This window comes from Prosthecobacter sp., assembly GCF_044226605.1.
In the GTDB taxonomy this organism is placed as follows: domain Bacteria; phylum Verrucomicrobiota; class Verrucomicrobiia; order Verrucomicrobiales; family Verrucomicrobiaceae; genus Prosthecobacter.
This window is the reverse complement of record NZ_JBGAGS010000002.1, coordinates 435,489-456,567: the sequence shown is the minus strand read 5'-3', so window position 1 is coordinate 456,567 and position 21,079 is coordinate 435,489. Positions and strand designations below refer to the sequence as shown.

Below are 21,079 nucleotides of genomic sequence, written 5' to 3'. Positions count from 1 at the left end.
ACGTTTACTCGCCGTCACGGCCGATCGCTTCCACGGGGCATCCCGTCAGCGCTTCTTCGCAAAGGGAGCGCTCCTCATCCGATTCCGGCTGTTTATAGAGGAAGGAATGACCACCGTCGTCGTCGCGCTTGAAGTTTGCCGGAGCTGTTTCGCGGCACAGGTCGCAGTCAATGCACTGGTCATCGACATAGTAGGCTCCAGGAGCGTTTTGGGCGTATTTGTTTGCAGCGTCAGCCATGGGAATCTGGGAAGTAAGGGGGTGGTGATAGTAGTTCCCGGCCTTCGGGATTCAAACGGTTTTTTGCCCCCTGCCCTCCTGCTCCCTGATTGACAGAGTCTTTACAATAAAAGCTCGCCTCAGCCGTGATGCTCGCCGCATCATTCACCCCCAACCTCGTTTCAGGCCATGAAATCGATCGCTTTCGCCCTTTTGCTCCCCTTCGCAGTCCATGCCGACAACGAAGTCGGCTTCATAGAACGGTTTGCCCTCGCCTCCGACCGGGAAAAAGCACTCGGCGAACTGGTGCCGGGCTCACAGGACTACTATTTTTTCCACGCACTGCATTACCAAAACGTGCGGAACGACGCGAAGCTCAACGAAATCCTGAATCAATGGCGTGAACGAATGCCTGACGAGAACGAAATGCGCCGGATCATTCTGAACCGGGAGGCGCTCCTGAAATACGAAAGCGCCCCGCTCGAGACTCTGAAGTATCTCATCGAGCGTCTTGGGATCCGCCATGACCACCAACAGGAGGTCCGGGATCGAAAACCCGACCTTCCCACAAACCTGGACGCCGCCAAAATCGGCCGGACGGTGTTCCTAAACGATGCGCTCAACAACGACCGGGGCCTGGAATCACTCAGTCAGGACGCTCTGACGGCCCTCATCCGGGATCAGGTGCCGCTTTCTCCGGACCAACGCCACAGCGTTCTCGGAAAGCTGCAGCGTCCCGACGTGCCAAATCTGGTGCAGGCGATCATCGCAGATCTCCAGGCAGACCGGTCACGCACCTTCGGCTCGCTGCCGATTCATCGTGCCCTGCTGCCCGAGCAGCTTGATGCGTTGCTTCAAACCTTCCCGCAGTGGCTGGGACAGCAGGCCTTTGTGAACACCCGGCTGCGCAAGCTGGTCCCCAGCGCGGACGTGAACCTGGAATATGACGACGCAGAGCGGGAGGCCTGGCTGGAACGTGTGTGGGCGTTTGCACAAAAACTGCCTCCATCCCAAAACACATTGAAGGCCCGGGTTTTATACCTGCGGCTGGATCATGACCGCAAGAAGGGTGTGTATAATCGCGAACGCTTCATCGAATACCTGAAGCTCCCGCGCCAGACGAACTACATCAATCTCAGCTATCTCAGGAATGTGAGAGCTGGGGAGATTTCCAATCTGAATGCGGACCTTGGCGATGCCCTCCTGAGCTCTCCGCCGATCCACACGGATGAGCCGCTCGTGCGGGAGTATTTTCTCCATGTGTTTGCCTCGGAGGTGAAGGCAGATTCCGACCCCAATGACGTACTCGCGAAATGGACGGATTACATCGCGGAAGAGTGGCTCACCCCCGTCCTGGCGGAGGCTGTGATAACCAACGGCATCGGCAGGGCAGAGCGCTGGGCGTCCCTGATCTCGCCAGCAGAATTCCAAAGGCTGAAGGAGCGGGTGGACATTGAGTTTCCGGCGACAAACGCGCCGGAGTTCAAGCCGGGAGACGACATCCAGTTTGACGTCACTGTGAAAAACACGCCCAAGCTTATCGTGAAAATCTTTGAGCTGAACACCCTGAATTTCTTCCAGACCCAGCAGCGCCAGCTCAACACCGACCTGAATCTGGACGGCCTGGTGGCCAACAGCGAGCAGACCCATGCGTTTGACGGCGGCCCGTTTGTTCGCAAGCGGCAGACGTTTAAATTTCCCGAACTCAAAGCCAGGCGCGGCGCTTGGATCGTTGAATTCATCGGAGGCGGCCGCAGCAGTCGTGCACTTGTCCGCACGGGTCAATACCACGCCCTTCAGCAGACGGGTCCCAGCGGAGACCTGATCCTGGTACTGGATGAAAAGAACCAGCCCGTGAAGGATCCGGTGGCATGGTTTGAAGGACGCAAGCTGGCGGTAAATGAAAAGTTCGGCCGGATCGTGGTGCCGTTCACCAATCAGCCGGGCATGAAGAACCTCATCATCGGCGATGCCGCGGGAGGCTTTGCCACACTGACAACTTTCAATCACCATGCAGAAGACTACCGCCTGGATGCGCAGTTCCACATCGAACGCGAGCAGCTGCTCGCACGCCGCGAGGCCACGCTCGCGATTCGGGCGGCCCTGATGCTCGGAGAGGTGCACCTTTCCCCGGACCTGCTTGGCGAGCCAGCACTCACCATCACAAGCACCACCCACGATGGAATCTCCACCACGCGTGAAGTGAAGGACCTCAAGCTCAGCGCGGGCAGCGTTCTGACGCACACGCTCCAGGTGCCTGAACGCCTGGCCTCCCTCACCGTGGGATTCAAAGCCAGGGTGGAGGTGCTGAGCAATGGCGGGACGAAGAAAGATCTCAGTGCCAGCCATACGTGGACGCTGAACGGCATCGACAAAACTGAGGCGGTGAATGACGGCCATCTCAGCAGCTTTGACGGCCAGAGAGTCTTTGAACTTCTGGGTAAAAACGGAGAGGCGATTTCCGACCAGCAGATTCTCTTCACGTTTAAACATCGTGAGTTCAACCGCTTCCAAGTCGTGGCGCTGCGGACAGATGAGCGAGGCCGCGTGAGTCTCGGCAGGCTTGATGGCATTGAATGGGTGAAGGCCAGGATCCCAAATGGCCGGGAGACGCGCTGGCTGCTGGAAGATGCGGCCACCACTCAAGTGACGATTGTCCATGCGAAACAAGGAGAGCAAATCCGCATTCCAGTGCCCAAGGCATCTTCGAACAACATTTCGCTGATCGCCCAGTCAGCAGGCACCTACCTTCGTGCGGTGGAATCGAGAATCCTTCAAGTGCTTCCTGATTCCATTCTGGTCAGCGCACTGGAGCCAGGGGACTATTCTTTGCGCATTCCTGGCCATGATCAAATCATCACCATCAAGGTCGCTCAAGGTGATGTCATCGGCGGCTGGGTGCTCGGCCGGCACCGGCAGCTCGAACTCAAAGGCACAACACCGCTGCACATCGTGAGTGTCGAGAATGACGCGGAGTTCATCACCGTAAAACTGGCGAACAGCGGGCCGTTTGCGCGGGTTCATTTCGCAGCGTCACGGTTTGACCCGGGGAGCGGTATCTTTGGCGGGCTGGGCGGCTTTGCACGGTTTGGCGCCGCGTCCGGCACGCCGGCTAAAAATCCGAATCTCTACTCGGCCGGACGGGAGATCGGCGATGAATACCGCTACATCCTGGAGCGGCGCTACGCCAAACTCTTTCCGGGCAACATGCTGACGCGTCCCGGTCTTCTGCTCAATCCATGGGAAATTCGCCAGACGGACCTGGACGCTCTCTTGCAAGCAGGGGGCCAAAGCGCAGTCATGACTCGTGGCGGCGCTGCGGCCACGATTCATAATCCGGGCCCTCAACCTGCCGGCAAACCACAACCCCAAGGCGGACCGGCAGGCGGCACCAACCTCGACTTCCTCGCGGCCGCCGCACCAGTGCTCTACAATCTCATTCCAGACAAAGACGGGGTGGTTCGCATTGAACGCAAAGCGCTGGGGGACCGCCAGCATGTGCAGATTTATGCCGAAGATCTGCATAACGCCTCATGGCGTTCGCTGACGCTGCCGGAGGTGCCAACGAAGTTTGCCGATCAACGTCTGGTAAGAAACCTTGATCCTGCGACCCCATTCACGCAGAAGAAGGAGATTACCGTCCTGGAAAGCGGAAAAGCGCTCAAGCTGGCAGACATTTTGACCAGCGAAATGGAAACCTACGACACTCTTGGAAGCATCCATTCGCTCTTTACCACCCTGACTGGAAACGAGCACCTCGCGGAATTCGCCTGGGTGTTAAACTGGCCGAAGCTCAAGGAAGAGGAGAAGCGGGCAAAGTTCGGTGAATATGCCTGCCATGAGCTGAATTTCTTCCTCTCGCGCAAGGACAAGGCCTTCTTTGATGCGGTGGTGAAGCCCTATCTGGCGAACAAAAAGGACAAGACCTTCATGGATGAGTTTCTGCTGGGACTTGATTTGAAAAAACATCTGGAACCCTGGTCCTATGCAAGGCTGAACATCGTGGAGCGCATTCTGCTGGCGCAGCGGATCGAGAACGAAGCACCGAATGCGGCGCGACATGTAAGGGAACTGTGGGAGATGATTCCGCCAGACCCGGAGCGGCAGGATCACCTCTTCGAAACCGCTCTGCGTGGCCGCGCGATGGACGAGGGAAATTCGAATGGCTTCAAAGATGCCGCCAAAAACGCGGCCATGTCCCCTCCCCCACCACCGGCACCAATGGCCGCTGCGGCCCCGGCCGATTCCCTCCATCCCGCAACACCTCCGGCAGCCGAGGCAGGAGCTCCTGGCGCCACGATAGTGCCACAGCTTCGGCAGCGCTCCATGAACGCTCTGGAGATGAGGCAGCTCGCCACCGACAAGGATGCCAAGAGGAAAGAGATGGCCGAATATGCCGAGGCGCGCGAACAAGCTCTCACCAAGTCTGGAGCCGGAACCCTCGTCTTGAATGGTGCCAACACATACACCGGCGGCGTCACCATCAATGGCGGAACCTTGATGTACTTCGGCAGCGGCGAAACCACGGAAGCACGCAAGCAGATCCGCAGCTTTTTCCGCGCACTGGGTCCGACCAAGGAATGGGCGGAGAACAATTACTACAAGCTGCGCATTTCGGCCCAGAACGCTGATCTCGTGACCGTGAACTCATTCTGGCGGGATTACGCTGCATGGGTGGCGGCGGGGGCCAGGGGCGGCTTTGTCTCCGGCAATGTGGCCGAGGCCACCACGAGCTTTGCGGAGATGATGCTGGCCCTTGGAGTGGTCGACCTCCCATTCGAAACCGCAAAGCATCCGGCGAAAAGTGAGAACGGCCAGTTTACATTCACGGCCGGCGGCCCGTGCATCGTCTACCACAAGGAGATCAAACCCGCTGCTGAAGCAAACAACGCACAAGGGCAGCTTCTGGTCTCGCAGAGCTTCTTCCGGCAGAACGATCGCTATCGTATGGACGGAAACGAGAGGTTTGAAAAATACGTCACCACGGAGTTTCTGAATGGAGTCACGTATGGTGCAAGCATCGTGGTGACCAATCCCACCAGCAGTCCGGTGAAGGCGGTGGTCCTGCTGCAGATCCCGCAGGGGGCGCTGCCGGTGCTCGGCAGCAAGGCCACGGATTCCCGCCAGATCCGGCTGGAACCGTACACCACGCAGACTTTTGAATATCACTTCTACTTCCCGCTGGTGCCGGCAAAAGCAGGCCTCAAATTTGCCCACTTCCCTGTCAACGTGGCCACCTCCACGAATGCGACAGGCGCCAGGCCGTTTGAGTTCAATGTAGTCTCAAAACTCACGGAAGTAGACAAAGCCTCCTGGGACTATGTCTCTCAGCATGGGAGCGAAGCGGAGGTGTTTGCATTTCTGGAGCAAAACAACCTCGCCGCCCTCTCCCTGAGCCGGGTGGCATGGCGCTGCCGCCAGAGCGTGGATTTCTACCGGAAGCTCATCTCCTTCATGCGCACGCACCATCTGGATGACGACACCATCGACACCTATGCGCTCCTTCACAATGACGCAGCGACATTGCGTGAGTGGCTGAAGTCTCGCTTTGGCGAGGCTTGTGGCCCCTGTTTCGAAAGCAAACTGCTGACGCTGGACCCTGTCGAACGCCGCAGCTACGAGCAGCTCGAATACTCTCCGCTCGTCAATCAGCGTGCGCACCGCGTGGGCGGCGAGTGGAAGATCGCCAATCCTGCTGTGCTGAATCAGTACTCCAGCCTGCTGAACATTCTGGCTTACAAGCCTCAGCTCGACGCTATGGACAACCTGAGCGTGGCCTATTTTCTCTTTTTGCAAGACCGCGTGGAGGAAGCGCTGACCCGTTTCAAAGGGATCGACGTGGGCAGGCTTCCCACGAAAATTCAGCATGACTACTTTCAGTGCTATGCGGCCTTTTATGAAGGAGATCTGGCCGCGGCGCGCGGCCTGGCAGCAAAGTACGCAGATTATCCCGTTCCACGATGGAAGCTGCTGTTTGCAGATGTGTCCACGCAGCTTGAAGAAATCGAAGGCAAGGCCGCGAAGAGTGAGAAAGGCGACAAGCCTGACCGTGAGAAGCAGCAGGCCGAACTCGCAGCCACCGAACCGGGATTTGATTTCAAGGTGGAGAACAAGAACATCGCTCTAAGCTGGAAAAACCTGGAGGAAGTGACGGTGAACTATTATCTGATGGACCCTGAGTTCAGCTTCAGCAGCAGTCCCTTCGTGAGCCAGGACGCCGGACGCTTCAGCATCATCAAGCCCAACAAGACGACCGTGCAGACTTTGCCAAAGGACCGGAGCACTCTGGATGTGGCTTTGCCGGCTGAATTTGCCAAAGCCAACGTGCTGGTGGAAGTCCTGGGTGCCGGACAGCGCAAAACGCAGGCCTACCATGCCAACACGCTGAAAGTAGCTCTGACCGAAAACTATGGCCGCCTGGAGATCCGCGACGCCACGACGGACAAGCCCCTGGCCAAGGCATACGTAAAGGTGTATGCGCGGCTGAACAACGGCACGGTGCGCTTTTTCAAAGACGGCTACACGGACCTGCGCGGGCGCTTTGATTACGCGAGCCTGAACGGTCCGGAGAACGGAGCACCGCAGCCCGTGCCATACGAAGGCGCACCGGCAAACGGCCTGGACTACCAGATGCTGAAGCCTGCTGAACTGCAGCAGGTGGAGAAACTCGCATTGCTGATCCTGAGCGACACTCACGGCGCGACAGTGAAGGAAGTGCAGCCGCCAGGACGGTGATAAAGGAGTTTCTGAGAGAATCTGGCCTCAAGCAGCGTGAACACGCATTCCATGAAACCGATCCTCGCCGCCTTCCTCGCCCTCACCCTGTGTGCCACTGCCCGTGACAAGACGCTCGATTTTTACTGGATCGACTCCGAGGGCGGTGGCTCCACGCTGATCGTGACACCCGAGGGTGAGTCGGTGCTCATTGATACTGGAAATCCCGGCGGGCGGGATCCTCAGCGCATACAAAAAGTCGCCACAGAACAGGCGAAGCTCACACGCATCGACCACGTCATCATCACGCACTTCCATGCGGACCATTTCGGTGGTCTGGCTGAACTGGCAGAATTGATGCCCGTGGGCACGCTCTATGACAAGGGCATTCCGGACAACAGCCCGGACGGCAAGGCGCAGGACATGCGCTGGACGCTGACAAGCCGCCCCTACCGCAGTGCCAAGGTGGGAAAGCGGGTGACGCTGGCTGCCGGAGACATGGTGCCGCTGAAACAGGCCGAGGGCAGCCCGAAGCTGACGTTGCGCTGCCTGGGGGCGAACCAGAAGTTTGTCCCGCCCTCTCCAGACCAGGCGGAGAATCCGCTCAAAGGCTCCGTGCCTTCCAAAGCAATCGACTCGACCGACAATGCAAACAGTGTGGTGATGCTGCTGCAGTTCGGCGATTTCCGCTTCTTCGATGGCGGTGACCTGTCCTGGAATGTGGAGGAGAAGCTGGTCTCTCCTTTCAACCTCGTCGGCACGGTGGACCTTTACCAAGTGAACCATCATGGACTGGATGTGAGCAACAATCCCATCCTGATCCACAGCCTGCAGCCCACGGTTTCAGTCATGAACAACGGTCCGCGAAAAGGCACGAGCAAGTCTGCCATGGATGCCCTCAAATCGACACCCACGATCCAGGCAATGTACCAAGTGCATGAAAACGTGCGCGAAGACCATGAAAACACCGCTGACAAAAGCATGATCGCCAATCATGGAGATCTGGCCGAAGGCTGCGCTGCAAACCACATCCACTGCGTGGTAAGCACGGACGCGAAGACCTACACCGTTGAAGTGCCTTCGCAGAAGCACAGCCGCACGTTTCAGACGCGCGCAAAATAAGGAATGCTGGACGTGGCGGAGTGCGGAGGGGATCAGAATGATCCCTCTGAGGCGGGAGGGCCTTACTTTTTCTCCGCCAGCTTCGCACGAATCACCGGTGCCAGCCATTTGGCCGTTTCATCGGCGATGACGTTGTAACCCGCGAGGTTGGGATGGCGGTCACCGGTCCAGCCGGGGAGGTGGCCAAAGATGCCGTCCAGGTGGTTGTCGAGGACGACGACGGTGGGCTCCGTTCCTGGCTGAATGTACGGAGTGGCAAAGGCGCGTAGATTCTCAGGAATCTTCGCGAGCGGGAAGCGGCGGTAGTTGAGCATGTCCGGCCCCTTCTTCAGTTCAGCAAGGTATCGGGGGACGATGTCGAAGAGCTGGAGTTTCTCCTCCTTGGCAACCTGCCTGACGAAGTCGTTGATCTCTGGGCGCGGGCTGTCCACCACATAGGGAATCACGGTCATGGGAATGAGCATGGCCTTGGGATGGTCTGCGCGGAGCCGGGTGAGAAGTTCGTGAAAGTCTTTGGGAAAGTTCTCTTCGAATTTCTCGCGCTTGGAACGGTCGTTGATGCCATAGCGGATGAAGATGTAGTCGGCCTGCGGCTTGGTTTTCACAGCCTTGTCGTAACGGGTGTCAAGCAGACGGCGGATGGTCTCGCCGCTGACTCCTTCATTGTAGACATCGGTGGGCGGGAGGTCGGCTTCGGCGGCAAGTTTGATGCGCAGGGTGTCTTCAATCTGCGGCTCGTCAGGAGCGAGTTTCTTCGGAATGCTCGCCTCGGTGGTGCTGTCTCCAAGGAGGATGATCTGCAGGCGCTTTTTGCCTGCGGTGGCATCGCTGTAAACGAAGGGCTTGCCGCCGATGAACTGGTCTGAGGTGAGGGTGGGGCAGATGCGCTTTTCCACGTGAGCCACGAAAAGCTCCGTGCCGCGCACGTGGCTGACAAAGGGCCATCGCGCGGGGTTGTACATGGTATCGGTGAGGTCGCGCATGAGGACGACGTGCTTGCCGTTTTTCTCCATTTGGCGCAGTCCAAAGGGACGGCCGGAGACACACATGTTGAGGTGCACGCCCATGAGGATGACGTTGTCGATGTGCCTGGATTCGAGAAGGTTCCAGATTTCCACGCCGCTGTCGCTGATGGCGTCTTTTTCCTGGTCGATGCGGAGGACGTCGATTTGCTTTTTCCAAGGGGCTTTCGCATTGAGGCCTTTGGCGGTGAGTGACTGCGCCCAGGCGGCATGTTCGGCAGGATCGTCGTCTTCGCCGCCGTCGGTTTGATCGAGGGGATACACGGCCATCTCTTCCGCCGGGATCTGCTTGCACCATTCGGCGATCTTGTCAGGCAGACGCGCGGCGGTGGGTGCGGACTTGGCGCGGTCGCGGGCTGGAGTGCCCTCATAGGGCTGCATGCAGCTGCTCGGGGCGTGAATGATGAAGACGCCGTCTTTGCGGGCCTTCTCAAGGACTTCATTCATGCGGGGGGCCATCTCTACCTCGCGCGTAACGGCGTTTTTGCAGTGGTGGGCGTCCCACATGTCGCAGACGATGATGGCGGTGCGGGATGGGAGCCACTGTTCCTTGACCAGTGCGGCCTTTCCGGAAGGGGCCCGGGATTGCAGCGTGAGGGAAAGAGGCTTCTCCTCCTGTGCCAGGACATGAAGAGAGAGGAGCAGAAGGGAGGAAAGCAGCAGGCGCATTGAGGCGATACGCTGATTGGGGGCGCATTTGCGCAAAATCCTTGGCTTTAGGTGTGGCGAGCAGCTTTTCAATAAAACAAAAGTTTGATTGCATAATGTTAAACATTATGTTCATTTTCACTTAACTATATGGAAGATTCGTCGCCTAACCGCCGCTGGCTCGATTCGCTGGAGGATGAGGATATTAATTTTTTGAAGCGCTTCCTGCTGGCCTCCGGCTCCCTCAAGGAACTGGCCGAAGGCTACAAGGTCAGCTACCCGACGGTGCGCCTGCGCCTGGACCGACTGATCCAGAAAGTACACGTCTATGATGATGCCAACGCCGGCGATGCGCACGAGCGCCACATGCGTGCGCTGGCCGCGGACGGGAAGATCGACACCGCGACCCTGAAAACACTGCTGTCCAGCTACCGCAAAACACAAAGATCCTAAACCAACCGAAGACGATGAAGCCGTATCTCCTGATCCTCGCTTTGATGACCTCGTATTTGAACGCAGCCGCACCGGCCTTTCCAAACCGTTCATGGAAAGCGGACACACCGGGGCTGACGATGTCCAAAGATGCAAGCTATGACGACGCGACTGGCACGATTGAGGTCACGGCCTCTGACAAGGCGGTCATTCCCCTGCTGGTCGATGCTCAGCCGAATGTCGGCACGCACTCGTACGCATTGAAGGGAGAGGTGAAATATGAAAAGGTGGGTGGCACGGGCTTTCTGGAAACGTGGACAAGCATTGGCGCTGGCAAAGCCTTCTCCCGATCACTGGGTGACTACGGCCCCATGGGAAAACTCACCGGGACGAGCGCTTGGCGTGAATTCATTCTGCCAATGAACATGATGGGATCGTCCGAACCGGCGAAGCAGATCGAGATGAATGTGGTGCTGCCGGACGGCGGAAAGGTGTGGCTGCGGCATCTGAGGCTGGAACCGATGGACTTTGGAGCATCGGGATTCCCTTTTATGACGATCATGATTGCGGCCAGCGCAGGAACTGCGGCCATCGTTGTTTTGGTGGTCTGGCGCAGCAAGCGCCGGCGATCCCGAGAAACCGAGATCAAACGCATGATGGCGGCCGACGCGTGAGCCAGGGCCCGCCATTATTGGGAAATTTTTTGGTGCAGTTCGTGGACCTTGGCGGCGATGCGCTCCTCCACGCTGTCAGCCCATCCAGCGGCGGCTTCGTAGCCGCCTTCTTTGAGAACACGCAGGCTGGGGACGTAACCGGTGTAGTCATTGGAATAGCCTGCCACCCAGACGCCAGCGGCCCCGGCGAATTCACGTTTAAAACGGAGGGAGTAGTCCACCACCACCTCGCTGCCGAGAGTGATGAAGGTGAGGTCGTTGCCGATCTTGATGACCTGCACCGGGTAATCGTGGTCCGCCCGTCCAGCTTTGGCGTAGCTCAGTTTGATCTCCTCATAGGCGGCACGAATGGGGCCGTTCACCGGGCGCGGATTGACGACAAGAGCCATTTCAACGGCGTTGGAAAGCGAACGCCCATGCTGCATGGCCAGCTCCAGATCCGTGACACCAGGCACGACATCACTTCGGCGCGGGTACGGGTTCTGGTCACCTCCACATCCCATGAGAAACAGCGCGGTGAAGCCGGTCCGGTGCTCCTGTAAGTATTCCTGCGCAAATCCGGCGTAGTCGCCGCACCAGTTGTAGAAGCCGAGGCTGGTGTTGTGGCATGCGTAGCCAAACAACGTGGCGCGTAGCGTGCCGTCGAGAGCTTCGATGCGCAGAGCAGGCACCTCATGATCGACTGGACCATTCGGGTTCGGTGCTTTATTGGTGTCCGGGTGGCCAGCCGGCAGCGTGTAGTCACGGCGGCGGTTCATGGCAAAGCCGCAGCGAGCCTTGTTCCAGGTGAGACGTGCGGGCTGCATTTCCGACAGAGCTTTGCCAACGAGCGAAACAAGATCACCCTGCAGTTTCTGTGTGTAGTCCCAGGCATCCTTCGCTTTCGGATTGTCCTTGTCGGCATCCGTGAGCGGCGCTGTGCGCAGGGATGGCCCGCTATGGGTGTGTGAAGCGTTCATGACGAGGTTCGACGGGGGCAGGCCATATTTCTTCTCCGCCTGCTGCGCCACCTCCCGGCGAAGAAGCTGCGGAACTCCGATGAGATCCAGCGTGACAAAGACCAGCTTGTTTCCCTTCTCATCCTCCAAAGCAAGAGCCTTGGCATACAGCTCTTGAACCTTGCCTTCGGCAGGTTTGTTGCGCGCCCCATACCCGGCCATCCAAAGAAGCTTCTGAGGCGTCACCGTGATGGTGGCGGTTCCAGCTTTCCAATTGGCTGGCACGTAAGGTGCCACGGATTTCGGCGCAGCTGGAGGCGAAAGAGGCGTTGCTCCAGGCGGCGCGGCAAAGACCGGACTTGCACACAAAACGGCGAGGGAAAAAGCGCGGAGCGACATGCACAAACTACGGGCGCGCTCACGTTGTTTGTTCACTCCGCACCCATCTTTCATGCGCCTTGCCTCTGTCCTCACACCGCTCAACGATCACCATCTGACTCTCGCGGCCCAGTGCGGCGTGGAAGAGATTACGGTGCGCTATCCAGGGCCGGAGTTGGAGCGCCTGTTGAAATCCAAAATGCAAATCGAGAGGCACGGCCTGAAGCTGGGAATCATTGAAGGCTACCTGCCCATCGAGAAGCTCAAGCTCGGAAAGGACGATGGCAGTGACGTGAGGGCGATGAAGCGGCTGCTTGAACACATGAGCGAGGCGGAAATCCCGCTGCTCTGCTACAACTTCATGGCCGGCACCGACTGGGTGCGCACCAAACTGGATGCCAGGGAGCGTGGCGATGCGCTGGTGACGGCCTTTGATCTCAAGGATGCACAACAAGCCATGTCTTTGAACGCGACGAAGATTCAGGCTGGTGGCGAAACCATCACGGCAGACGCCCTGTGGACGAACTTGGAGCGCATGCTCGCCGAACTGCTCCCCGCGGCAGAAAAACACGGCGTGACGATGGTCATGCATCCCGATGACCCGCCGCTGGCCGAATTCGCCGGCAAGGCGCGCATCATGAACAGCGTCGAAAACTTCGAGCGGCTCATGCGTCTCGCACCGAGCCGGCACAACGCGATCTGTTTCTGCCAGGGCACCTTTGCGGAGATGGGTGCGGATATTCCCGCCACCATCCGCAGGCTCGGCCCGCACATCCGCTACGTTCATTTTCGCGACGTGCGTGGCAATGCGGAGTGTTTTGCCGAGACGTTTCATGACAACGGCCCCACCGACATGGTTGCCGCCATGCGCGCCTATCACGACATCGGCTTCCCCGGTCCCATGCGTCCCGATCATGTGCCGCAGCTCGACGGCGAAGAAGAGGGAGAGCCCGGCTACACCATGATGGGCCGTTTGTTCGCGTATGGCTACATGCGCGGGCTGATTCAAAGCGTTCAAGCCTGCCAGCCCTCATCCTGACATGAATCCACCCAGCACGAATTACGGCTGCCTTCCTCCTTGGAAGACCGACGATCTCCCCGCGCCGCTGCCATTCAGCTGGCGCAATGCGCTGCGCACCATCGGGCCGGGGGCCATCCTGCTCGTGGGAGCCATTGGGATGGGCGAGTGGATCGCGGGGCCGTTGTTTGTGGTGCAGTATGGACGCAGTGTGCTGTGGATCGCGACGCTGGCCTTTGTGCTGCAATCGCTGCTGAATCTCGAAGCGGTGCGCTACACGCTTTACACAGGAGAGCCGGTGCTCACGGGTTTCATGCGGATGCGGCCGGGATCGCGGGTGTGGGGTGTGTTTTATGCGCTCGCAGGCTTTGCGCAGCTCGGCATGCCTGCGGCGGCGGCGGGATGCGCCGGGGTGACTTTTGCGATGCTGCAAGGGCGTGCTCCGACGAATGTCGATGCGTCGACTGTGACGTGGATCACGGTGGCGCTTGTATTGATCTCGGCCGTGGTGCTCGCCTCAGGCAAGAAAGTCGAGCGGCTGCTGGAGCGGCTTTCGTGGATGATGATCATCTTCATCTTCGGTTTCCTGCTGTGGGTGAACTTCACTTTTGTGCCGCTCAAGGACTGGAGCAGCACGCTGACAGGCTTCTTCTCATTCGGAGTGATTCCTGAAAAGGTCGATTTCGTGATGCTGGCGGTTTTTGCATCTCTCGCAGGCAGCGGCGGCATTGGCAATCTTGCCATCGCCAACTGGTTTCGTGACAAGGGCTTCGGCATGGGTTCCAAAGCGGGCAACATGGGCGGCGTATGGAGCACGGAGCAGACATTGGCCCCCGTAGGCAGCGTGTTTCCGATCAACGTGGAAAATTTGAAGCGCTGGCGCGACTGGTGGCGTTACGCGATCATTGATCAATCCGGCCTGTGGATGCTGGGATGCATCGTGGGCATGTTTTTGATGGTGAATCTGGCCTCGTCATTGTTTCAGCCCGGCATGCAGGTCACCGGCGTTGCGGCGGGTGTGTTTCAAGCGGCGGAGATGCGCAAGCTGTGGGAGGGCTTCTGGATTCTCGGCCTCATGAACGGCTTCTGGATTCTTTTTTCGACGACGCTGACGAATGTGGATGTGCTGGCCCGCGTGGTGGCAGACATGGCTTGGGCGGGCGGTGCGGTGCCGAAGAAAATGCCGGTGGGGCGGCTCTATGGCCTGCTGCTGCTCGGCTTCACGGTGATCGCGTGCTTCGGTGCATTCCTTGGCGATGCGAAACTGCTGCTCATGATTCTCGGCGCCACCGCCGCACCCATCACGGCTTTCTCCGCGCTGCAAATCCTGCGCCTCAACACCACGCTGCTGCCACGTGAACTGCGGCCGCCCCTGTGGCGCAAGATCGCGCTCATCTTGTGCGCCTTGTTTTACGGCTTCATTTCATTCGCCATGTTCCACCAGATTTTCTCCCACTAATCCCCCCTCATGTCACGCATCACCGCCATCGAAACCGCCATTCCCTCCGGCATCATGCCGAATCTGCTGCTCGTCCGCATTCACACGGAGGACGGGTTCATCGGCTGCGGCGAGACGTATTACACGCCACATGCCATCGCTGCGTTGATTCACGATTGGATGGCAGAGCACCTGCTCGGAGCCGATGCGCTGGCGATCGAGGCGCACTGGCGTTTCATCTATGAGCGCTGCACACCGTTTGGGCATCCGGGTGCGGAGATGCGCGCGCTGTCGGCCATTGATCTCGCGATGTGGGACATTCTTGGGCAGGCGTGCAACCAACCGGTGTATCGCCTGCTCGGCGGGCCGGTGCGTGAGGCGATTCCCGTGTATAATACGAGCGGCGGTCCGAGTTACGGCGCGCTGGCAGGCACCACAGCAGCTCCACGTCATCCGGGCTGGCCGGGCTATGGCGACATCGGCAGCAAGGGACCGCTGCAAGACAACTGGGCCTCTCACTTTGCCGCCGGTGATCTCGCTGAGGAATTGCTCGCTGAAGGCATCACCGCGATGAAGCTGTGGCCCTTTGATCGCGCGGCACATCGCAACGGCGGTCTGCACATCTCATGGGCCGATGTGGAAGAAGCGATGAAACCCCTGCGAGAGATTCGCGATCGAGTGGGCATGAAAATGGACATCGCCATCGAAGGGCACGCGTTTTTCCAGCTCCCGGCGGCGGAACGCATCGCCGAAGCTTTGCGCGAGATCAAACCGCTCTGGCTGGAAGACGTGCTGCGCGTCGACAACGCAGCCACGCTGGCCGATTTCCGTCGTCGGAGCGGTCTGCCCATCGCGGCGAGCGAAATGCTGCTCGGCCGTAAAGAATATTTGAGCGTGCTGCAAGCGCAGGCTTGCGACTACTGCATGGTCGATCCCACCTGGAACGGCGGCATCAGCGAAACCCGCCGCGTCATCGACATGGCGCAGACCTTCAACGTCCCCGCGACGATTCACGACTGCACCGGCCCGCTCACGCTTTTCAGCGGCCTGCATCTCGCGGCCTCATCGGCCAATGTCGTTTTTCAGGAGACGGTCCGGGCGCACATCCGCTCGTTCTACGACAAGCTGGTCGATACACTGCCAGTGATCGTGAACGGGAAGGCGCAGATCCCCACGGGAACAGGTCTGGGGACCAAGTTGAAGGACGAACTGTTCCGTGAAGGAGTGAACGGATGGAGGAAGAGTGTGGCGAAGTAGCGGGGTTGGCAGGCCCCTTAAAGCTTCGATTTCATCCACGAGTAGAAGCTTGCGCCGATCTGGGCGTAGCCGACGGCATTGGGATGGACGCCGTTGTTGTTGGGATACCCATCCACGGGATCCACATTCAGCTCTGTGGGAACGATGAAGATTCCGTCCTTCTCCCGGTTGGAGAGACGCTTGAGCATGATTTGCACAAGGCGGTGCTGGATGCGCTTCCAGCCCCAGCGCGGATATTTGTCCTTATAGTTCGCTGTAAAACCTTCCTGCCGGGCGTTCGGAGGAGTGGTGAGACCGACGGCGAGTTTGGCCTTGGGCGCGGCTTTGTGAAATTCGGCGAGGAGTTTGTCCGCATTGTCGAGCACCTCGTTGATTTTGGCGTCGGGATTGTTGGGGTCAGCGCCGAAGCAGTCGTTGATGCCAAGGAGGAACGTGACGATGTCGGGCGGCTGGTTGTCGCAGTGTTCCTTAAAGTATCGAGGCAGGTCGAAGTCGCCTTTCTTGCCATCTGCGGAGGGAAAAACAAAGGGGCTGGTGGATTTGCGCGCGAGAGGCCCTGCAGTGACACCTGCAGCCTCCGGCGAAAACTTGGTGAGAAAATCGATCCACCGCCAGCCGCCGTAGCCCTCGTGAGCAACGCCAGGCTGCGCGCCGGCAGGTTTGTGCGTGCCTAGAAGCATCGTCTTCGGATTGCCCGGCTGAGCCAGCAGGCGGGCAATCTCGTTGGGGTAGGCGGAGGCGTGCGTGAGGCTGTCTCCCACGATGAGGATGCGCAGCGGCTGCGTGGAGGAGGATTTGCGCGGAGAAACATGCAGCGTCGTCTTTCCCTGCTCGACGACTTTGCCACCGGCATCCTTGACGGTGATGGCGAGGGGGTGATCGCCAACGTCCTTGTCAGAAGGCGTGAGGGTCCAGCGGCGGTCTTCGTTTTTGCCAAGCTTGCACGTGAACTCAAAGCGGTAGTCCTCGGGCTTCTCGGTGAGGACGATGTTGTCGTGGTAGATGCTCATCGCGACATCCGGCGTGGCGTAAACCACCGGCGGAAGAGTAAGCTGGAGATCGCCGGCGACAGCAGACGTGGCGATGACAAAAAGAAGACTGAAAATCCGGTGCATGACTCCCACTACGGAGCGCCATGGGCGAATCGTTCCAAGAAGCGGAGAATGGCTGCCATGGAAAGCTGGCCGCCGGGAGTGGAAGGAAAAAAATCCATGCCATGCGTAGCCCAGGGAAGCTCGAGAAAGAAGTGGTCCGCCCCGATCTGTGCGAGGCTGGTGCTGAAACGGCGGCTATGCCCAATGCCGACCAGGGAATCCTGGGTGCCGTGAACGATCAGTGTGGGAATTTGGTGCGTGTGAAGAAACTCCGTGGCGGAGGCGGTGCGGTAGCCTTCGGTCACTTCATGCGGGTCTCCTCCCATGTACTGGCGGACGAGGGTGAGTGATTTGAGCAGGTCGTCCGGAACCGACCACTCGCGGGCCAGATGCATGTTGGGAGTGCCATAAACATCAATGCATGCCCGGGCGCCAAGATCCGGCATACCGTAGGCGCAGGCGGCGGCGATCTGTGCACCAGCCGAGCGCCCCATGAGGACAATGTGCCGCGCATCGATGCCGAGTTCTGCCGCATGATCGCGCACCCAGGCGAAGGCGTGGCGGGTATCCTCCGCCTGCGCAGGCCACCGGTGCTTCGGCGCAAGGCGATAGGCGTATGAGCAGAGCACGTAGCCGTGGGATGCGAGTTCGGTATTGGCGGCGATAAACTCGCCCGGATCACCGCTGTCCCAGCCGCCAGTGTGGGCGATGAGGAGGCAGGGCAGCGGCTCTCGTTTGCCGGCTGGGCGATAGATGACGATGTCGAGAGATTCAGCCCCCTGCTGCCAGTAGGTGCGGCGCTCATGATGCACTTTGAATTTCCCGGTGTGCAGCGGCATCCACAGACGCAGCCAGGAGAAACCCAGGCTCTGAGCCCTGGCAATGCGCGATGCCTGCATGGCTGGTATGAAAAAGACGATGGCGAGAATCAGGCAAAGTAGCGCGACCAAGCGCGATGAACGCAGGGCTGGATAAAGTGACGCGAGCAGCAGCAGCGTGAGCCAGTGGCCGAACTCGGTGGTCACCAGCTGGAGCTGCCATTGCAGGCGCGTGGGCGCCATGATCCAGGCGTTGACCGCCAGAAAGGACAAAAGGAGAAGTGCCAGAGTGAGCGCCACGGATTTCACAAATCGGGAGATGTCCGTCTATAACATGATTCTGGATTCACCGAAGTCACAAAAAAGGCGCGGATCTCGCGACCCGCGCCTCTTTGGAAGAAACTTCAGCTGATCAACCGGCAATCGTGAACACCTCGCGGGCGTCCGCGATGCTGCCGGTGAGAGCGGCTGCGGCGACCATGACGGGGCTCATGAGAACGGTGCGTCCCGTGGTGCTGCCCTGGCGGCCCTTGAAGTTGCGGTTCGAGGAGGAGGCGCAGAGCTGGTCTCCCACAAGTTTGTCGGGGTTCATGGCCAGGCACATGGAGCAGCCTGCGCCGCGCCATTCAAAGCCAGCTTCGCTGAAGACCTCATGCAGCCCTTCCTGGCGCGCGAGCACATCCACCACCTGCGAGCCAGGAACGGCGATGGCTTTGACTCCAGCAGCCACCTTGCGGCCTTTGATGAATTTCGCCACTTCGCGGAAGTCGCTGAGACGACCGTTGGTGCAGGAGCCGATGAAGGCCACGTCGATCTTGGTGCCCTTGATGGGTTGGCCGGCTGGCAGCTTCATGTAGTCCAGGGCATCCTGGATGGAAATCCGGCCAGGCTCGGTGCTGGCGCTTTCGGCGGTCGGCACGTTTTCTGTCACAGAGATCGCCTGGTCCGGGCTGGTGCCCCAGGTGACTGTCGGAGGAACGTCTTCGGCCTTGATGTTCACCACGTCGTCATAGACGCAGTCTTTGTCGGAGGCGACGGCACGCCATTGGGCAACGGTGCTGTCCCAGGCATCTCCCGTCGGGGAGTAGGGGCGGCCCTTGAGATACTCAAAAGTCTTTTCGTCCGGATTCACATAGCCGCAGCGCGCACCACCTTCGATGCTCATGTTGCAGACGGTCATGCGCTCTTCCATGGACATGGCGTCAAACAAGCTGCCGCCGTATTCGTAGGCGTAACCGATGCCGCCGTTCGCTCCAAGAAGGCGGATGATGTGGAGGATGACATCCTTCGCGTAAACTCCGGGGCGGAGCTGGCCGTCCACATTGATGCGGCGGACCTTCATCTTGCCCAGCGCCATGGTCTGCGTGGCCAGGATGTCGCGCACCTGGGTGGTGCCGATGCCGAAGGCGATGGCTCCAAAAGCGCCGTGAGTCGCAGTGTGGCTGTCGCCGCAGGCGATGGTGGTGCCGGGCTGGGTGATGCCCTGCTCAGGCCCCACAACGTGCACAATGCCCTGCTTGCCACTGGAAAGACTGAAGTAGGTGATGCCGAACTCCTTGGCGTTCTTGTTGAGTTCCTGGATCATGGCCTCGGCCAGGGGGTCGGCAAACGGGGAGACCTGGCTGTCCGTGGGGACAATGTGGTCCACCGTGGCGAAGGTGCGGTGCGGGTAGGCCACCTTCAGGTTCAGATCGCGCAGCATGCCGAAGGCCTGGGGGCTGGTCACTTCATGGACGAGATGAGTGTCAATGAGGAGCTGTGTCTGGCCATTGGCGAGGGTGCCGACGACGTGCGAGTCCCAGACTTTTGCGAAGAGTGTTTTGCCCATGATGCGTGCGAATTGGTGGTTTGGAGGGCTGGCAGCCTAGCACGCCCGGCGGAGGGTGCAAGGATGGGGAAAGAAGTCCCGCCAGATGCCTAATGCCACGACGAACACCCTCACTAAAAGTCGTGAAACAATGCTTCTTGGCATTTCCTCCCGGACCTGCCAGCATCCGCGCCCATGAAATGGCTGAAAAATCTCTACGTGCAGGTGCTGGTCGGGATCCTGCTGGGCATCCTGATGGGGTGTTTCTGGCCTTCCGAGTCGATCCCGCTGAAAACCCTGGGCGTGGCCTTTGTAAACGCGGTGAAGATGCTGATCGCACCAATCATTTTTTGCACGGTGGTGCATGGAATCGCCGGAATGGGAGACCTGAAAAAGCTGGGCAGCGTGGGTCTGAAGGCGCTGATTTATTTTGAACTGGTGACCACCGTGGCGCTGATCATTGGACTGATGGTGGCAAAGGGGGTGCAGCCAGGTGCGGGCATGCACATGAATCCGGCGGAGATCGTGCTGAGCGCTGACGACCAGAAGGATTTCGACAGCTACACCAAGGCGGGAGAAAAGCTGACGGTGGTCGGGCACCTGATGCAGATCATCCCAAAAACCTTTGTCAGCGCCTTTTCCGAAGGGGAGATTCTTCAGGTGCTGTTCATTGCCATCCTGGCCGGCGTGGCACTGGCCAGAATGGGGGACCGCGCCAAAATGATCAACGACATGCTGCACTCGGTGTCGCAGATGTTCTTCGGCATTGTCAGCATTGTGACCAAGGCCGCGCCCATCGCGGCTTTTGGAGCCATGGCGTATGTGATCGGCAAGTTCGGATTTGGCGCGCTCGGGAACCTCATGCTCCTCATGGGCTGCGTCTATCTCACATGCCTGCTGTTTGTTTTTGTCGTGCTCGGCTCCATTGCCTGGTGGAACGAATTCAGCCTGTGGAAGATCCTGCGGCATATCAAGGAGGAGCTGCTGCTCACGCTCGGCACCTCTTCATCGGAAGCCGCACTGCCAGGCTTGATGCGAAAGATGGAGAACAGCGGCTGTTCTGACGGGGTTGTGGGCATCGTCCTGCCCGCGGGCTACTCCTTCAATCTGGATGGAACCAGCATCTACCTCACCATGGCCGCGCTGTTCGTGGCCCAGGCCACCGACACACCCCTCTCCCTGGCGCAGGAACTGGGCATTCTTGGCATTCTGCTGCTCACCTCGAAAGGCGCTGCTGCAGTCACCGGTGGTGGGTTTATCACACTGGCCGCCACCCTCGGCGCCACGCATACCATCCCAGTAGCCGGACTCGCTCTCATCCTCGGCATCGATCGCTTCCTCTCTGAAGCTCGCGCCATCACCAATCTGATCGGCAACACCGTGGCCATGCTCGTCGTGGCCAGGTGGGAGAATGAATTTGACGCAGAAAAAGGAAAGATGCTGCTCAGGTAAATGCTGCACGCTGACCACACCCGTTTTTCTCCGGACCATCCCTTTGAAAG

14 protein-coding genes are annotated in these 21,079 nt (G+C 59.2%); 8 read left to right on the top strand and 6 right to left on the bottom strand.

Going from position 1 to position 21,079, the window contains the following annotated elements:
• Nucleotides 1-4: 4 nt before the first annotated feature.
• Entirely contained in the window at nt 5-238 is a 234-nt protein-coding gene (locus ACILSO_RS03895) for a ferredoxin (RefSeq protein WP_395736054.1), read from the bottom strand.
• 168 nt (nt 239-406) lie between these two features.
• Between ACILSO_RS03895 and ACILSO_RS03890 the strand changes: the two genes are divergently transcribed.
• Both ACILSO_RS03890 and ACILSO_RS03885 read left to right on the top strand, forming a co-directional pair.
• The gene (locus ACILSO_RS03890; RefSeq protein ID WP_395736053.1) at nt 407-6,952 is read left to right on the top strand and encodes an autotransporter-associated beta strand repeat-containing protein; all 6,546 of its coding nucleotides are present in this window, start codon (nt 407-409) and stop codon (nt 6,950-6,952) included.
• Between the two features lie 51 nt (nt 6,953-7,003).
• Complete coding sequence (locus ACILSO_RS03885) at nt 7,004-8,053, top strand: ComEC/Rec2 family competence protein (RefSeq protein WP_395736052.1); 1,050 nt, start codon at nt 7,004-7,006, stop codon at nt 8,051-8,053.
• A 62-nt stretch (nt 8,054-8,115) separates the two neighbouring features.
• Here the strand turns inward: ACILSO_RS03885 and ACILSO_RS03880 are convergent, their stop codons facing one another.
• Nucleotides 8,116-9,744 carry an SGNH/GDSL hydrolase family protein gene (locus ACILSO_RS03880; RefSeq protein ID WP_395736051.1) on the bottom strand — a complete coding sequence of 543 codons (1,629 nt, stop codon included), beginning with the start codon at nt 9,742-9,744 and terminating at the stop codon, nt 8,116-8,118.
• Nucleotides 9,745-9,873: 129 nt separating this feature from the next.
• Between ACILSO_RS03880 and ACILSO_RS03875 the strand changes: the two genes are divergently transcribed.
• Together ACILSO_RS03875 and ACILSO_RS03870 are read left to right on the top strand one after the other, a co-directional pair.
• On the top strand, nt 9,874-10,176 hold the full coding sequence (locus ACILSO_RS03875) for a DUF2089 family protein (protein WP_395736050.1): 303 nt from the start codon (nt 9,874-9,876) through the stop codon (nt 10,174-10,176).
• Between the two features lie 14 nt (nt 10,177-10,190).
• Nucleotides 10,191-10,829, top strand: coding sequence for a hypothetical protein (locus ACILSO_RS03870; protein WP_395736049.1), 639 nt, complete (start codon nt 10,191-10,193; stop codon nt 10,827-10,829).
• A gap of 14 nt (nt 10,830-10,843) precedes the next feature.
• Here the strand turns inward: ACILSO_RS03870 and ACILSO_RS03865 are convergent, their stop codons facing one another.
• Nucleotides 10,844-12,052, bottom strand: a complete 1,209-nt coding sequence (locus ACILSO_RS03865; protein ID WP_395736048.1) for a neutral/alkaline non-lysosomal ceramidase N-terminal domain-containing protein — start codon at nt 12,050-12,052, stop codon at nt 10,844-10,846.
• A 166-nt stretch (nt 12,053-12,218) separates the two neighbouring features.
• On the opposite strand from ACILSO_RS03865, the gene ACILSO_RS03860 reads away from it, so the two are divergent.
• Genes ACILSO_RS03860 through ACILSO_RS03850 form a run of 3 tightly spaced genes read left to right on the top strand, consistent with a single transcriptional unit; the run spans nt 12,219 to nt 15,858 of the window.
• Nucleotides 12,219-13,184, top strand: a complete 966-nt coding sequence (locus ACILSO_RS03860) for a mannonate dehydratase (protein WP_395736047.1) — start codon at nt 12,219-12,221, stop codon at nt 13,182-13,184.
• A 1-nt stretch (nt 13,185) separates the two neighbouring features.
• Nucleotides 13,186-14,622, top strand: coding sequence for an Nramp family divalent metal transporter (locus ACILSO_RS03855; RefSeq protein ID WP_395736046.1), 1,437 nt, complete (start codon nt 13,186-13,188; stop codon nt 14,620-14,622).
• A 9-nt stretch (nt 14,623-14,631) separates the two neighbouring features.
• Nucleotides 14,632-15,858, top strand: a complete 1,227-nt coding sequence (locus tag ACILSO_RS03850; protein WP_395736045.1) for a mandelate racemase/muconate lactonizing enzyme family protein — start codon at nt 14,632-14,634, stop codon at nt 15,856-15,858.
• 17 nt (nt 15,859-15,875) lie between these two features.
• On the opposite strand, the gene ACILSO_RS03845 is transcribed toward ACILSO_RS03850, so the two are convergent.
• The 3 genes from ACILSO_RS03845 to leuC all read right to left on the bottom strand — a co-directional run bounded on the left by ACILSO_RS03845 (nt 15,876) and on the right by leuC (nt 19,598).
• The gene (locus ACILSO_RS03845) at nt 15,876-16,973 is read right to left on the bottom strand and encodes an SGNH/GDSL hydrolase family protein (RefSeq protein ID WP_395736044.1); all 1,098 of its coding nucleotides are present in this window, start codon (nt 16,971-16,973) and stop codon (nt 15,876-15,878) included.
• Nucleotides 16,974-16,981: 8 nt separating this feature from the next.
• Nucleotides 16,982-18,013 carry an alpha/beta hydrolase gene (locus ACILSO_RS03840; RefSeq protein WP_395736043.1) on the bottom strand — a complete coding sequence of 344 codons (1,032 nt, stop codon included), beginning with the start codon at nt 18,011-18,013 and terminating at the stop codon, nt 16,982-16,984.
• Between the two features lie 169 nt (nt 18,014-18,182).
• Complete coding sequence (gene leuC / locus ACILSO_RS03835) at nt 18,183-19,598, bottom strand: 3-isopropylmalate dehydratase large subunit (protein ID WP_395736042.1); 1,416 nt, start codon at nt 19,596-19,598, stop codon at nt 18,183-18,185.
• Between the two features lie 174 nt (nt 19,599-19,772).
• Between leuC and dctA the strand changes: the two genes are divergently transcribed.
• Nucleotides 19,773-21,029 (top strand): C4-dicarboxylate transporter DctA, encoded by a 1,257-nt coding sequence (gene dctA, locus ACILSO_RS03830; RefSeq protein WP_395736041.1) that lies wholly within the window; start codon nt 19,773-19,775, stop codon nt 21,027-21,029.
• The last annotated feature ends 50 nt before the right edge of the window (nt 21,030-21,079 follow it).